This window comes from Aeromonas sp. INTO2, assembly GCF_049860605.1.
Lineage (GTDB): Bacteria > Pseudomonadota > Gammaproteobacteria > Enterobacterales > Aeromonadaceae > Aeromonas > Aeromonas caviae.
This window is the reverse complement of the sequence record NZ_CP187588.1, coordinates 2481844-2496182: the sequence shown is the minus strand read 5'-3', so window position 1 is coordinate 2496182 and position 14339 is coordinate 2481844. Positions and strand designations below refer to the sequence as shown.

11 protein-coding genes and 1 pseudogene are annotated in these 14339 nt (G+C 60.8%); 4 read left to right on the top strand and 8 right to left on the bottom strand.

What is annotated here, in order from left to right:
• Positions 1-399: 399 nt before the first annotated feature.
• Complete coding sequence (locus tag ACPW74_RS11695; protein ID WP_043156375.1) at positions 400-825, bottom strand: DUF4124 domain-containing protein; 426 nt, start codon at positions 823-825, stop codon at positions 400-402.
• Between the two features lie 270 nt (positions 826-1095).
• Between ACPW74_RS11695 and fabV the strand changes: the two genes are divergently transcribed.
• Together fabV and ACPW74_RS11685 are read left to right on the top strand one after the other, a co-directional pair.
• Positions 1096-2289: an enoyl-ACP reductase FabV gene (gene fabV / locus ACPW74_RS11690; RefSeq protein ID WP_041212832.1), complete on the top strand. Its 1194-nt coding sequence runs from the start codon at positions 1096-1098 to the stop codon at positions 2287-2289.
• 162 nt (positions 2290-2451) lie between these two features.
• Positions 2452-3926 (top strand): annotated as a pseudogene (locus ACPW74_RS11685) (YfcC family protein).
• A 65-nt stretch (positions 3927-3991) separates the two neighbouring features.
• Here ACPW74_RS11685 and ACPW74_RS11680 read toward each other — a convergent pair.
• Positions 3992-5206 (bottom strand): pyridoxal phosphate-dependent aminotransferase, encoded by a 1215-nt coding sequence (locus ACPW74_RS11680; RefSeq protein ID WP_005302243.1) that lies wholly within the window; start codon positions 5204-5206, stop codon positions 3992-3994.
• 356 nt (positions 5207-5562) lie between these two features.
• Between ACPW74_RS11680 and ACPW74_RS11675 the strand changes: the two genes are divergently transcribed.
• A complete protein-coding gene (locus ACPW74_RS11675; RefSeq protein ID WP_010674028.1) occupies positions 5563-5772 on the top strand; it encodes a DUF1653 domain-containing protein in 210 nt (69 codons plus the stop codon).
• A gap of 59 nt (positions 5773-5831) precedes the next feature.
• On the opposite strand, the gene ACPW74_RS11670 is transcribed toward ACPW74_RS11675, so the two are convergent.
• The 5 genes from ACPW74_RS11670 to ACPW74_RS11650 form a co-directional block, all read right to left on the bottom strand.
• A complete protein-coding gene (locus tag ACPW74_RS11670) occupies positions 5832-6089 on the bottom strand; it encodes a GrxA family glutaredoxin (RefSeq protein WP_010674029.1) in 258 nt (85 codons plus the stop codon).
• Positions 6090-6306: 217 nt separating this feature from the next.
• Positions 6307-7740, bottom strand: a complete 1434-nt coding sequence (gene dacB / locus ACPW74_RS11665) for a D-alanyl-D-alanine carboxypeptidase/D-alanyl-D-alanine endopeptidase (protein ID WP_043156376.1) — start codon at positions 7738-7740, stop codon at positions 6307-6309.
• Between the two features lie 87 nt (positions 7741-7827).
• Complete coding sequence (locus ACPW74_RS11660; protein WP_049636406.1) at positions 7828-9588, bottom strand: DEAD/DEAH box helicase; 1761 nt, start codon at positions 9586-9588, stop codon at positions 7828-7830.
• Positions 9589-9710: 122 nt separating this feature from the next.
• Complete coding sequence (locus ACPW74_RS11655; protein WP_041212836.1) at positions 9711-10748, bottom strand: HlyD family secretion protein; 1038 nt, start codon at positions 10746-10748, stop codon at positions 9711-9713.
• 10 nt (positions 10749-10758) lie between these two features.
• Positions 10759-11091 carry a DUF3302 domain-containing protein gene (locus tag ACPW74_RS11650; RefSeq protein ID WP_039038991.1) on the bottom strand — a complete coding sequence of 111 codons (333 nt, stop codon included), beginning with the start codon at positions 11089-11091 and terminating at the stop codon, positions 10759-10761.
• 216 nt (positions 11092-11307) lie between these two features.
• Between ACPW74_RS11650 and ACPW74_RS11645 the strand changes: the two genes are divergently transcribed.
• Positions 11308-12819: a mechanosensitive ion channel family protein gene (locus ACPW74_RS11645; RefSeq protein ID WP_223952513.1), complete on the top strand. Its 1512-nt coding sequence runs from the start codon at positions 11308-11310 to the stop codon at positions 12817-12819.
• A 62-nt stretch (positions 12820-12881) separates the two neighbouring features.
• On the opposite strand, the gene ACPW74_RS11640 is transcribed toward ACPW74_RS11645, so the two are convergent.
• Positions 12882-14303: a carbon starvation CstA family protein gene (locus ACPW74_RS11640; RefSeq protein WP_049636408.1), complete on the bottom strand. Its 1422-nt coding sequence runs from the start codon at positions 14301-14303 to the stop codon at positions 12882-12884.
• Positions 14304-14339: the final 36 nt, after the last annotated feature.

Genomic DNA, 14339 nt, shown 5'->3' with positions numbered 1-14339 from the left:
CGTCATCGTACTCAAATTAACTTTTTATTTTTCAATGTTGATAAATAGCTTCTTAATTGTAGGGTCTCGTACCAAGGTTATTTATCTCGTGGACCGCTTTGGGCCCCAGGGAATATTGGCATGAAGGCGCCTCTTTTGGCACTGACAATTGTCACGATGCCCCTATATATCGCCCTCGTATGAACCCTGTGGCACGTCAGGGATCTCGGTGGGGATAAAGTTGAGTCTTCTGGAACGCGGTGAAATTAGGTGGCTACGGGGATCGGGAAAAAGCCGCTATCTGACTCTCTGGTGTGAGAAATAAACGGCCAAGGGTGTGAGTTTTTGGATATCCGGCATGTGTGAACCCGTGACGACATTGCCGCTTCGGTATATTTTCTGTCCCGAAACAGGGAGTGTTTATTTTGCCTGCAAGGTAGAGAGTTTCTGGTTCAGGGACTCAATCTCTTTCTGATATCGGGTAGTGACCGACTGCATCTCTGCCGAGACATTGCGGGATCTTGCCTTGTTCTCCGTGATCTGGGTCATCTCGTTGTTCATCTTCTGCTTTTTGGCCTCGATCTCGGTGCGCAGAGCCTCGGCCTGGCGTTGTTTCTGGCCGTTCGCCAGGCTCTGCTCTATCTCCCGGGTCTGGTTGGCCGCCTGCTCCACCGCCTCGGGGGAGGGGGTATAGACATTGAGTACCATGGGTTTGGCGTCGCTGCTGCAGGGGATGTCGCTGAAGGTGATCTGCCCATCGCGGGCGCATTGATAGACAGCCGCCTGGACAACGGGGACGTTGGCAAGCCCCAGGCAGGCGAGAGAGATGACCAGCATGCGTGACATAGACTCCTCCTTGAATCCTCTTCCTTGCACACTAGTACATGGCGCAAGGTCAGACAACGGCCTCGTTCCGGGTGTGACATTCCGGTCCTCACGTCGCCTCTCTCTGGTCCATGGCGGGGAGATCTCCTGCGCAATGGGTGTGCCATGGCGGCACAAAGCGACGGATCCCTGCCTGTTTCCCCGCAGTTCAACACATCAGAGCACCATAACGGGCCGCAATGAGGTATCTTATGCCCCGATTTCATCCATCAAACGGATAAGAGACAACACATGATCATCAAACCCAAGGTTCGCGGCTTTATCTGCACCACCACCCACCCGGTTGGTTGTGAAGCCAATGTTCGTCGCCAGATCGCTTACACCCAAGCCAAGGGCGCCATCGAGAATGGCCCCAAGAAGGTGCTGGTGATCGGCGCTTCCACCGGCTATGGTCTGGCCTCCCGCATTGCCGCAGCCTTCGGCAGCGGAGCTGCCACCATCGGTGTCTTCTTCGAAAAGCCGAGCTCCGAGACCAAGACGGGCTCCGCCGGCTGGTACAACTCCGCCGCCTTCGACAAGGCCGCCAAAGAGGCCGGCCTCTACGCCAAGAGCATCAATGGCGATGCCTTCTCCCACGAGTGCCGTGCCAAGGTGATCGAGCTCATCAAGCAGGATCTGGGTCAAATCGATCTGGTGGTCTACTCCCTGGCCTCTCCGGTGCGCAAGCTGCCGGACACCGGCGAAGTGGTGCGCTCCGCCCTCAAACCCATCGGCGAGGTCTACACCTCCACCGCCATCGACACCAACAAGGATCAGATCATCACCGCCACCGTCGAGCCGGCGAATGAGGAAGAGATCCAGAGCACCATCACCGTCATGGGCGGCCAGGACTGGGAACTGTGGATGGCGGCTCTGCGCGATGCGGGTGTGCTGGCTGACGGTGCCAAGTCCGTGGCCTACTCCTACATCGGTACCGACCTGACCTGGCCAATCTACTGGCATGGTACCCTGGGCCGAGCCAAGGAAGATCTGGACCGTGCCGCCACCGCGATCCGTGGCGATCTGGCCGCCAAGGGGGGGACCGCCCACGTGGCCGTCCTCAAATCCGTTGTGACCCAGGCCTCCTCTGCCATTCCCGTGATGCCGCTCTACATCTCCATGGCCTTCAAGATCATGAAGGAGAAGGGCATCCACGAGGGTTGCATGGAGCAGGTGGACCGCATGATGCGCACCCGCCTGTACGGCGCCGACATGGCGCTGGACGAGCAGGCACGCATCCGCATGGATGACTGGGAACTGCGTGAAGACGTGCAGCAGACCTGCCGTGATCTCTGGCCCTCCATCACCACCGAGAACCTCAGTGAACTGACCGACTACACCGGCTACAAGCAGGAGTTCCTGCGCCTGTTCGGTTTCGGTCTGGACGAGGTGGACTACGATGCGGACGTGAATCCGGACGTGCAATTCGACGTGGTCGAGCTGTAAGTCGGTCACCAGCACAGACAGGGCCCTGCGGGGCCCTGTTTTTTTGCAGCAGACTCAACCTGTTGCCTCAGGTTTATTATCCGCGATCACCTTTTTCCCCGAACAAACCCGCTAGGCTTGCGCTGTCCGGATCACAGACGGCACCGCCGAGGTACGAAAGTCATGACCACATCCCATGAGGCGCCCAAGAAGCGCCAGCTCCCGACGGTTTATACCCTGCTTTTCATCATCATCGCCCTGATGGCGGCCCTCACCTGGGTGCTGCCGGCGGGCAAATACAACTATGTGACGGCCAAGACCCAGCAGCCGGTGGCGGCAGCGGCCGTGGCCGACTACAGCGGTGACGAGCGACTGCTGCCGGTACCCGGCAGTTACACCGAGCTCCCTTCCCAACCCCAGGGGGTATTCGATGTGCTCAAGGCGCCCATCCAGGGCTTTCACAAGGCGGCGGACGTAGCACTGTTCGTACTCATCATCGGCGGCTTTCTGGCGGTGACCATGCAGAGCGGTGCGCTGGATGCCGGGGTCGGGGCCATAGTGCGTACCTTCGCCGGGCGCGAGCGGCTGCTCATCCCGGTGCTGATCGCCCTGTTCGCCCTGGGTGGCTCCACCTTCGGCATGGCGGAGGAGACGGTGGCCTTCTGGGCACTCATCGTGCCGGTGATGATGGCGGCGGGCTTCGATCGCATTGTGGCGGCCGGGATCATCCTGCTCGGCTCCGGGGTCGGGGTGCTCGCCTCCACCGTCAATCCGTTTGCCACCGGCATCGCCTCCGGTTTCGCGGGTATCCCCATCGGTGAGGGGATAGGGCTACGGTCATCCAGTGGCTGCTGCTGGTGATCTTCGCCTCCTGGTTCGTGATGCGCTACGCCAGGCAGGTGCAGCAGGACAAGTCCCGCTCCGTGCTGGCTGATATCGTTTATGACGACGAGTTCTCCCAGATGAAGAGCGGCAACCTCGCCTTCAGCGGCAAGCAGAAGCTCACCATGCTGGTCTTCTTCGGCACCTTCCTGCTGATGATCTATGCGGTGGTGCCCTGGTCGGATCTGGGCATCGATCTGTTGCCCACCCTGGGCTGGTGGTTTGACGAGCTCTCCACCCTCTTCTTCAGCGCCTCCATCCTGATTGCCCTCATCAACCGGATGCCGGAGTCCAACTACGTGGCGACCTTCCTCAACGGGGCGCGGGATCTCATCGGGGTTGCCCTGGTGGTGGCGGTGGCGCACGGCATCTATGTGGTGATGGAGCACGGCGTCATCATCGACACCATACTGCACTGGGCCGAGGGACTGGTGAGCGGGCTGTCGTCGTCGGTCTTCATCCTGATGGCCTATCTGGTGCACATCATCCTGAGCTTCTTCATTCCCTCCACCTCGGGGCTTGCGACCGTCTCCATGCCGTTGATGGGGCCGCTGGCGGACTTCTCCGGCATCTCGCGGGATCTGGTGATCACCGCCTATCAGTCCGCCTCCGGCTGGATCAACCTGTTCGCCCCCACCGCCGCTCACCTGGTGGCGGGGCTGGCGCTCGCCAGGATCCCCTACGATCGCTTCGTGCGCTGGGTGCTGCCCTTCATCATCGGGGCGGCTCTCATCACCATGGTGGTACTGGTGGCCGGGGCTCTGCTGCACGGCTGATGGCGCGGATAGAAAACGACAGACAACAAAAAGGCTCCCGCGGGAGCCTTTTTCATGAGCCTTGCTTACTGCTTGTAGCCCTTGAGGAAGCGGGCGAGACGGCCGATAGCCTCTTCCAGCTCCTCTTCCCGGGGCAGGAACACCAGGCGGAAGTGATCCGGTGCAGGCCAGTTGAAGCCGGTACCTTGCACCAGCAGGAGCTTCTCCTGCTGCAGCAGATCGAACACCATCTTCTGGTCATCGCGGATGTCGTACACCTTGGGGTCGAGGCGCGGGAACATGTAGAGCGCCCCCTTGGGCTTGACGCAGGAGACACCGGGGATCTCATTCAAAAGCTCCCAGGCTTTGTCCCGCTGGCGACGCAGGCGGCCCCCCGGCAGGATCAGCTCGTTGATGCTCTGGTAGCCCCCAAGGGCGGTCTGGATGGCGTGCTGCATGGGCACGTTGGCACACAGCCGCATGGAGGCCAGCATCTCCAGCCCCTCGATGTAGCCCTTGGCGCGACCCTTGGGACCGGTGATGACCATCCAGCCCTGGCGGAAGCCACAGGCGCGGTAGGCCTTGGAGAGGCCGTTGAAGGTCACCACCATGACATCGTCGCACAGGGTGCAGACGCTGGTGTGGGAGATGTCGTCGTAGAGGATCTTGTCGTAAATTTCGTCGGCGAAAATGATGAGGTTGTGCTGGCGGGCGATCTCGATCACCTCCAGCAGGAACTCGCTGCCGTAGACGGCGCCGGTCGGGTTGTTGGGGTTGATCAGCACCAGGCCGCGGGTGCGCGGGGTGATGCGGGCGCGGATGTCGTCGAGATCCGGATACCAGTCAGCCCCTTCGTCGCAACGGTAGTGCACCGCATGGCCACCGGAGAGGGTGACGGCCGCGGTCCAGAGCGGGTAGTCGGGGGAGGGCACCAGCATCTCGTCGCCGTTGTTGAGCAGCGCCTGCATCGCCATCACGATGAGCTCGCTCGCACCATTGCCGATGTAGATGTCGTCGATGTCGACCTTGCGCATCCCTTTTTGCTGGTAGTACTGCATCACCGCCTTGCGGGCGGAGAAGAGCCCCTTGGAGTCGCAGTAGCCCTGGCTCTGGGGCATGTTGAGGATCACATCCTTGATGATCTCCTCCGGTGCTTCGAAGCCAAACGGGGCCGGATTGCCGATGTTGAGCTTGATGATGCGGTGACCTTCGTCTTCGAGACGGCGAGCTTCTTTGTGCACCGGGCCGCGGATGTCATAGCAGACATCGTCGAGCTTGTGCGACTTGTCGATAGTGAACATGGTGAGCGTGATTCCTTCCCCGTGGGGCGCGTTGGCAGAAAAGCTGTTTTTAGTATCAAATTTCTCTGCCCCTATTCTTCACAGAATTGAATGCTAGAACAATCTAATTTATGGAATAAATCCCTGATATTTACCCCTGAAACAGGGTTGTTGAAATGTTAAATTCAGCATGATCGTTTGCCTCTCTTTGGTAGATCAGTGAAAGATGAGGGGCAGATTCATAAAGCAACATGAGTGTATTGAAATATCTCCCCCATCTGGCACGATTGGCTGGGGTAAAAAAGGCCCCGACCCGTCGGTCTGCCAGGGGAGCACGCAGGCACAGGGGCTCATCTTCCCGCTCTCGAGGTTCACTCATGCAGGCACCCGCCACCGGTCGCTACCGCCATTTCAAGGGGGGCTATTACCAGGTTCTTGCCCTGGCCTTGCACACCGAAACCCAGGAGCAGCTGGTGATCTATCAATCCGAACAGGATGGTCAGGTCTATGCCCGCCCCGTCGCCATGTTCATGGAGTGGATTGAACATCAGGGACAGGTGGTGAGCCGCTTCACGCCGGTGGCCTGAGGCAGGCTTGGCGACATGAAAAAAGGCGCCAGAGGCGCCTTTTTTCATGGTGTCGGGGCTTACAGACCCAGATTGGCTCTGGCATAGGCCTCAAAATCGGTGCAGCCGCCGATGTGCTGCTCATCCAGGAAGATCTGCGGCACAGTGGTGACCGGCTTGCCCGCCTTGGCGGCGAGATCGTCCTTGGTCAGCCCGGCCACGTTGATATCCACGTAGCGGAACTCGAAGTCATCGCGCTCCTCGGTCAGTTGCTCGGCAATCTGCTTGGCACGCACGCAATAGGGGCAACCGGGACGACCAAAAATCTCTACAAACATCTTTTCTCTCCATTAAACAAGCCGTTGAAGAAGGCCATTGAGATGAGGCTGGGCACAGCATAGCCCCGCCGCCGTGCCAGTCAAAGCCGAAAATAGCGATGCGTCCGTTCGCCACCCCCGATTGCGCCCATTGCTGATGAAGGCTCCAGAGCCCCTGTCTCGCGCCAAGGTCGGGGAATGGGGGCCGCCTTGCTGGCAAGGCCACCTATATCGTTCATCACTGCTCGGCGATCTGGATGGGCTGCTGCTGGTAGATGCTCTCCAGCACGCCTTTTTCGAAGACGGTCCAGGGCCAGGGGGCCTTGCTGGCGCGATAGCGCTCGTGGGTGGCGGGGTCTTGCGACAGGCCGCGCTGGAACATCACGAAGGCCTTGCGCTGGCCACTTGCGGTGTCGATGAAGCCGGCGAGGTTCGAGGTGCCGGTGATGGTGCCCGTCTTGGCGTGCACCTTGTTCTTCATCATGGGGGCGGTGACGCTGCGGCGCCAGGCCAGGGTGCCGTCCACCTGGGAGCTTGGCAGCAGCTTGATGAAGTCGAGCTCGGCATCGTTCTTCTGGATGAAGTTAAGCACCGACAACATCTGGCGCGCGCTGATGAGATTGTGGGCGGAGAGGCCGGAGCCGTCGGCCAGGGTGGCGTTGCCAAGGTCAATGCCGTGCTTGGTCAGGATGGCGCGCACCGCCATGGTGCCGCTGCGATAGCTGCCCGGCTTGTTGTAGTAGTGACGCCCCACGGTTTTGAGGAAGGTATCGGCGTAGAGGTTGTCGGACTTTTTCAACATCTTGGCGAGCATCACCGGCAGGGAGACAGAGTAGTGGGTCGCCAGGGTCTGGGCACCGACAGGGGCCTGATGGGTGACCCGCAGCAGGCCGTCGTGGCTGATCCCGGCGCGGTTCATGGCCCAGCGGATGTTGTCCCAGCCCCAGGCCTCCACGTCATGGATGGCAAAGCGCAGCCCTTGTGGCTCCTTGTTCGGGGTGATGCAGCCCTTGAGCTCGTAGAAGTTGCCCTTGGCCATGTCTACTTCCAGAGCACAGAACTGACGCGCCATGTCGCCATAGCTCATCACCTCCACGTTGTCGGCGCCGATGCCGATGGGCACGCCGGTGGCCACGTTGCCCACCGCAGGCTTGCCAATCTGGGTGGCGGTGATGGTGCCGTAGGCGCAGTTCTTGTCGATGATGACCGAGGAGACGGGAGCGGCGAAACAGAGGGTCTGATCCCCCCAGGACCAGCCGTTGCCACGCTCATAGCCGTTGTAGGCACCGGTGTTGACATAGACGTTGCCCTGAATGCGGGTGACGCCCAACTGTTTGAACAGGGCAACCAGATCCATGCGCGACAGGGTCGGGTCGCCGACGAAGTTGATCCAGATGTCGCCGTTGATGGTAGTGCCCTGTTTGGCGCCGGGCTGGGCCTGGATGTCGGTGGCGAAGCGGAAGTCGGCACCGAGTTCGAGGCGGGCGGCGAGCGCGGTGAGCACCTTCATGGTGGAGGCGGGGGCTATCATGTCATCGGCGTGACGGGCAAATTCCACCCCGTTGTTACCCTGTACGATGACGGCGTACTGGCCCCCCTTGGGCGGGGTCAGCGGGGCGGCCTGGACCGCCAGAGAAAAGAGAGCACAAAAACCAATCAACAGCCGCTGCATAGGATCCTCTAACTGAACGAAAGGGCGGCATCAGAAACCGCCCCGATAATCAAACCGGGTGACTGCCGGGTATCGCCTGCCATGGGGTCAGGCCGGGGCGTTGGCAGTCCGGTAACGCCCCTCGTAATCGAATATTTTTTCCTTCACCTGCCAGAAGCGTCCCGACTTGCGGGCGATGACGAAATCCGGGTGACGGAACTGGTCTGCCGCGAGCATCACGCTCGCCAGGGTAGTGAATTCGGGCTCCAAGCCCGGGGCGGGCCAATGATGACGCACAAAGCGTTGTTGAAACAAGCGCTGTGCACCCCGGGAGTGAAAGGGGAAGTACTCCGTCAGGGTCAGGCCATCCTCGTCGTGGTAGGTCACCTCCAGCCGCTCCCCCTGCTTGCCGCGCCCAGGGCTCAGGGTCAAACCGGCGCAGCGGATCACCATGCAGTCCTTGAGATTGAGGGCCTCCTTGAGCTTGTCGTCAGGGTCCACCAGCAGCTGGTCACAGCTTTGGCAGCGGCGGGCGGCGATGTCGTTTTCAGCACCGCAACCTGGGCAGATCTTGGCGCGAAAGCGGTAGTCGCACTCCTCGCGGTTGCCCTCGTCATCTTCAAACAGTCCCTGACAGCGGCGGCCGTAGTGTTCGACCACCTTGCCATCCTCGTCGGTCTTGCCCCAGAAAGTGTTGGCAAAGCCGCAGGCGGGGCAGGGCACCTGAACCGGCTCGGTGCCGGCGTGGGGCCTGGGTTCCCCCACTTCGGGGGCAAACAGGTTGAAGTTGTTGCCTGCGTAGTCGAGCACCAGGCAATCGCTCTTGCCGGGTGAGAGGCGCAGGCCCCGTCCCACAATCTGCTGATAGAGCGACACCGATTCGGTGGGGCGCAGCATCACGATGAGGTCGACGTGGGGGGCATCGAAGCCGGTGGTGAGCACTGCCACGTTGACCAGAAACTTGAGCTCGCGCGCCTTGAAGGCACTGATTAGAGCGTCGCGCTCCGGTCCCGGCGTCTCGCCGGTGACGAGGGCGGCCTGCTGGTCTCTGGCACCGAGCAGGTCATGAATTTCCCGGGCATGCTCGACGGTGGCGGCGAAGATCATCACCCCCTGCCGGTCGGCCGCATACTCCAGCACCTGGCTCAGGATATGGGGGGTGACCCGCTCCTGTCGCTTGATCTCGCCGTTGAGCTGCGCCTCGCTGAACAGGCCGTTTTCCCGCGGCACCAGCTTGCTGAAGTCGTAGTGGACGATGGGGGCGTCCACCAGGCGCGGCGGGGTCAGGTAGCCGTTTTTCACCATGAAGCGCAGGGGCAGTTCGAACACGCAGTCACCGAACAGCCGCTCGCCGTGGCTCTTGACCATGCCGTGGTAGTGGCGCCGGTAGATCCAGCCCAGCCCCAGCCGATAGGGGGTGGCGGTGAGCCCGAGGATCTTGAGGGCCGGATTGGCGGCCTTGAGATGCTCGATCACCTGATGGTATTGGCTGTCGTCATCGAGCGAGACCCGGTGGCACTCGTCGATGATGAGCAGCGAAAAAGCCCCGTCGAAGGCATCCAGATTGCGCGCCACCGACTGCACCGAGCCAAACACCACCTGGGCGCTCGCCTCCTTCCGATCCAGCCCGGCGGCGAAGATGTCGGCCCGGAGTCCCCAGGCCTCGTACTTGGCGTGGTTCTGTTCCACCAGCTCCTTGACGTGAGCTAGCACCAGCACCCGGCCACGGGCCTTGCGGGCCAGCTCGGCGATCACCAGGCTCTTGCCGGCCCCGGTGGGCAGCACCACCACGGCGGGATCCGGGTGTTTGCGAAAGTGGCTGATGACGGCGTTGACCGCGTCGGTTTGATAGGGTCTGAGAACGAACATGGGGAACGGCTGTGGCGCAAGGTGGCGCCATTATAGGGATCTTGCGGGGAAAATGCAGCGAGGGAGGCTCGCGCTGACAGGAAGCGGGCCGGCAGGATGCCGGCCCGTGCAGGTCAGGGACCTCAGTGGAAGGGGAACAGGTAGTTGAGCCAGCTACCCATGCGCATCAGGATCTTGCGCATGATGGCCACGTGGTGGAAGTGCTCGGTATAGATGGCGGCCTGACCGCTGGAACCCGCGATCACCTGGTAGTTTGCCCACTCGGGATCAGTGATCTCGAGCACGATGGGCAGGCGACCCGGTACCTGGGCCGAGGTCTGATCGATAAGACCCGCCTGTGCCTGGATATTGCCCGGTGCCATGGCCGGGATAACGGACTGCACCTTGGCCTTGAAGATGCGACCCGGGATACCGTCGAGCACGACTTCGGCCTCGTCACCCGCCTTGAGCCGCTGCATGCTGTTCTGCCAGAACCAGCCGACATAGGCATTGGCATCTTCATGAATGAAGGTCATCACGGGGCGGAACATGAAGGGGGCGGCAATCATGCCCGGGCGCAATGCCAGTTGCACGACATGACCGTCACTCGGGGCGTAGACCACGGTCTGCTCCAGATCGTACTTGGCGATGTTGAGCTGGGCACTCAGGTCATTGAGGGTCGCTTTCTGCTGATCTATCTGGGCGACGATGTCATCCACGTTGGCCTGGGTGACGTCGAGGTCGCGCTGTTTGCCGATGCCCCGTCGCATCAGCTCCTGGGCGCGATCCCTGTCCAGGGTGGCGGAGCGCAGGCGGGCGTCCAGAGCCTTCAGAAAATCGGTGTTGGAGGCGAGGCGCGCCGTCAGGCTGGCGACCTTCTCCTGGAAGGGCTCAGCATCGATGCGAAACAGCACATCCCCTTTCTTGACCGGCTGGTTGGGCTTGACCGGGACGTCGGTGACTCGTCCCTTGACCAGGGGCACGACCGGGGTGGAGACATAATAGTTGCGAGCCAGCTCGGAATAGGGGTGGTTGTAGTTCATCAGCATGATGAGTGTGCCGATGATGATGACGCCACCCAGCACGGCGGTCGGCACGGTCCACTTGTTGAGCGGGATCTTGAAGATCTTGAAAATACCTATGCAGAGGGCTGTATAGGTGAGAATAAGTAGCAGGTCCATGGGGCGTTACCTATTTGTCGGTCTGTTCGAGCGTGGTCATGCGAGCCTGCAGTGCTGCCAGCTCCTCTTTGAGTGCGCTGATCTCTGTTTCGTCATGTTGTAGGCGTTGCGAGAAGCCCCAGCCGCGATCGGGGCGATAAATCGTGGCCCAGATCCAGAGGAAGGGCCAGAGCACGTGCAGGGTGAACAGGCTGACCCAGCCTGCCACGTGAATGGCGTCCTGGTGGGGGTGATTACGGTGCTTGGCAATTTCATATGGAATATCGTGAATGACGATAATGCCATAGAACATGACCAAGACGACAAACACCAGGATCCCCAGGGCAATGTAGTCAAGTACCATCGATTTCTCCCGTCTGAGTCGCTAACAATGCTTCGATTGTCGAGTCGAGGCTTCGGCAATAATGACAGCATATGCCGTCGGTGCAAGTCTGCAATCAGAGAGTTGGTGTGGCGGTACAGGCATGGTTCATCGGTTGCTCATTTAACACACAAAATTGATTTGGTTAGATAAAATCAAACAGCAATGGATGCCCGGGCAAGGTGAGAGGTGAACCTGATGAACGAATGGTGCAGTGGCAAAGGATGGCGGCTTGGCCTGTTGCTGATCTGCCTGTTGTGGTCCCGCCTCGGCTGGACCGCCGAACCCAGAATGGAGCCCAATGAGCAGGAGCGGGCACAGACCCTGGTCCTGCTTCATGAACCCATCGTCATGCTGACGGCTAAATATGGCAACCTGGATGGGGCGGCCAGGGTACGGCTGGCCCATGAGCGAGTTCAGCGGATGGAGCCAAGCGACCTCATGACGCCTGTGGCCGTGACGAAAGGCAGCCGACACGGCCAGGAGAGCCGGGAGTTTCTGGTCAATGGCAAGCGCATTCTGGTGCTGCTGGAAGGGGACCTTGATGAATTCGACGAGCTGACCCTGGATCAGGCGGCCGAACGTGTCCTGCATCGGCTCGACGGCGTGCGCATCAAGTATCTCGAGCTGCACTCGCCCCCCTATTTGCTCAGAGCCGTCGGCTTGGCGGTGGTGGTCAGCCTGATCTTCTTCGGCCTCATCACGCTGCTGCTCATCTTCATGCTCACCTATGGCTGGCTGACCTATGTGCTCGGCCTGTTCCCCCAGACCCGGGCCTGGAGCTATCAGCTTGGGGAATCCCTGTTTGCCCTGTGTGGCGACATGCTGGAGGGCATGATTGCCGCCATGCCCGGTCTGGTAACCGTGCTGCTTATCGTGGTCATCACCCGTTTCTTCATCAAGATGCTGGCCATCCTCTTCGACCGCATCGAGCGTGGCCAGTTTCGGGTGCAGGGTTTGCACGCCGAGACCATAGGCGCCACCCGGCGACTGCTGTCAGTGGTGATCTGGCTGTTTGCCCTGACCGTGGCCTACCCCTATCTGCCGGGGGCGGATTCCGATGCCTTCAAGGGGATCAGCGTCTTCTTCGGTCTGATGGTGACACTGGGATCGGCCGGTATCATGAACCATGCCATGAGCGGCCTGGTGCTCATTTACTCCCGCGCACTGCGGCCAGGGGATCTGGTGCAGATCGGCGAGGTGGAAGGGATGGTGAGCGAGCTCAATGCCCTCTCGACCAAGCTGGTGACGCGCCAGGATCACGAGGTCACACTGCCCAATGCAGTGGTGGTGGGGGGCAAGGTGGTGAACCTGACACGGCTGGCGGGCGAGAAGGGGGTGGCCCTGTTGACCAAGGTGACCATCGGTTATGACACCCCCTGGCGTCAGGTACATGCCATGCTGGAGCTGGCCGCGCGGCGCTGCACCCGGCTCAATCAGGATGAAGCTCCCCTGGTGCGGCAGTTGAATCTGCAGGATTGGTATGTGGAGTACGAGTTGCAGGTGAGGATGAAGGCAAGCGAACTCCCTGCGGTGGTCAAGACGGAGCTCCATGGCCATATTCAGGATGTCTTCAACGAGTTCGGGGTGCAGATCATGTCCCCCAACTTCATTGCCCAGCCGGAGCAGGCTGTGCTGGTGGCCAGGGAGCAGTGGTATCAGGCGCCGGCCCGGGCGCCCGATCCCGCCGAGCCCCCCGTCAGGGAGTGACCACAAAAAGCAGAGGCCCGGCAGCAATGCCGGGCCTCTTGTCATGAAGAGAAGCTGACGCCTCAGTTCTCCTTGGCCTCTCTCAGTTGGGAGGGCCTGAATTTCACCAGGAAGGCGAGGGTGATGAGGGCGGTGCTCACCAGACCGATGATGGTGGAAACATTCATCTCGAGGCCGAAACCGATGGGGGCGTTGGCCAGGTAGGTGATGACCACTGCGGTCATGAAGATGGCGGGAATGGTGCATACCCAGTGCAGCTTGCCTTCCTTGATGAGGTAGGCGGCCGCAGCCCACAGCATGATGACGGCGGTGGTCTGGTTGGCCCAGCCGAAGTAGCGCCAGATCACCCCGAACTCGGCCTTGGAGATGATGAAACCAAGGATGAACATGGGGATGGCGATGAGCAGACGCTTGGCCATGGGCTTCTGGGTCAGGTTCAGGAAGTCCGCCACGATGAGGCGGGCACTGCGAAACGCGGTGTCACCGGAGGTGATGGGCAGGATCACCACGCCGAGGATCGCCAGGATGCCGCCCACGGTACCGAGCAGGCTGGTGGAGACTTCGTGCACCACGGCAGAGGGGCCGCCGCTGGCCAGGGTGGCGTTGAGTGCCTCGGTGCTGTCGTAGAAGGAGAGACCCAGGGTGCACCAGATGAGGGCGATGATGCCTTCCCCTATCATGGCGCCGTAGAAGATGAAGCGACCGGAGCTCTCGTTCTGCATGCAGCGCGCCATCAGCGGGGACTGGGTGGCGTGGAAACCGGAGACGGCACCACAGGCGATGGTGATGAACAGCAGCGGCCAGAGCGGCAGGTCCGTCGGGTGCAGGTTGGAGAAGTCCATCCCGGTGTTGTAGAAGCCCTTGCCGGAGACGATGAGGCCGATGATGAGGCCGACCGACATGAAGACCAGCAGCGCACCGAAGATGGGGTAGAAGCGGCCGATGATCTTGTCGATGGGGACGATGGTCGCGAGGATGTAGTAGGCGAAGATGGCCGCAATCCAGTAGACCAGATCGGTGGAGGTGAGGTTGGCGAGCAGGCCCGCCGGGCTCAGGACGAAGACCACGCCCACCAGCATCAGGAGCACCACGGCAAAGAGGTTCATGAAGTGCTTGGCGGCGGTGCCCAGGTGCTCACCGACCACGGTCGGCACCGAGGCGCCCCTGGCGCGTACCGACAGCATGCCGGAGAAATAGTCGTGGACCGCACCGGCGAAGATGCAGCCAAAGACGATCCAGAGCATGGCGACCGGACCATAGAGGGCACCCAGGATGGGGCCGAAGATGGGGCCGACGCCGGCGATGTTGAGCAGTTGAACCAGGTAGACCTTCTTGTCCGACATGGGGACATAGTCCACCCCGTCCGCCATGGTGATGGCGGGGGTCTTCAACTCGGGTTTGGGCCCGAATATCCGTTCGATGAATTTGCCGTATACGAAGTAGCCGGCTATCAACAAGCCGACACAGAGGAAGAACCAGATCATTGCTACGCTCCTGCTTTGTTATTTTTTGGTGTGCGC

Coding starts and splice junctions, on each gene's coding strand:
- ACPW74_RS11675 (WP_010674028.1), top strand. CDS start 5,563: ATGCAGGCACCCGCCACCGGTCGCTACCGCCATTTCAAGGGGGGCTAT.
- ACPW74_RS11695 (WP_043156375.1), bottom strand. CDS start 825: ATGTCACGCATGCTGGTCATCTCTCTCGCCTGCCTGGGGCTTGCCAAC.
- ACPW74_RS11645 (WP_223952513.1), top strand. CDS start 11,308: ATGAACGAATGGTGCAGTGGCAAAGGATGGCGGCTTGGCCTGTTGCTG.
- ACPW74_RS11655 (WP_041212836.1), bottom strand. CDS start 10,748: ATGGACCTGCTACTTATTCTCACCTATACAGCCCTCTGCATAGGTATT.
- fabV (WP_041212832.1), top strand. CDS start 1,096: ATGATCATCAAACCCAAGGTTCGCGGCTTTATCTGCACCACCACCCAC.
- dacB (WP_043156376.1), bottom strand. CDS start 7,740: ATGCAGCGGCTGTTGATTGGTTTTTGTGCTCTCTTTTCTCTGGCGGTC.
- ACPW74_RS11660 (WP_049636406.1), bottom strand. CDS start 9,588: ATGTTCGTTCTCAGACCCTATCAAACCGACGCGGTCAACGCCGTCATC.
- ACPW74_RS11670 (WP_010674029.1), bottom strand. CDS start 6,089: ATGTTTGTAGAGATTTTTGGTCGTCCCGGTTGCCCCTATTGCGTGCGT.
- ACPW74_RS11680 (WP_005302243.1), bottom strand. CDS start 5,206: ATGTTCACTATCGACAAGTCGCACAAGCTCGACGATGTCTGCTATGAC.
- ACPW74_RS11650 (WP_039038991.1), bottom strand. CDS start 11,091: ATGGTACTTGACTACATTGCCCTGGGGATCCTGGTGTTTGTCGTCTTG.
- ACPW74_RS11640 (WP_049636408.1), bottom strand. CDS start 14,303: ATGATCTGGTTCTTCCTCTGTGTCGGCTTGTTGATAGCCGGCTACTTC.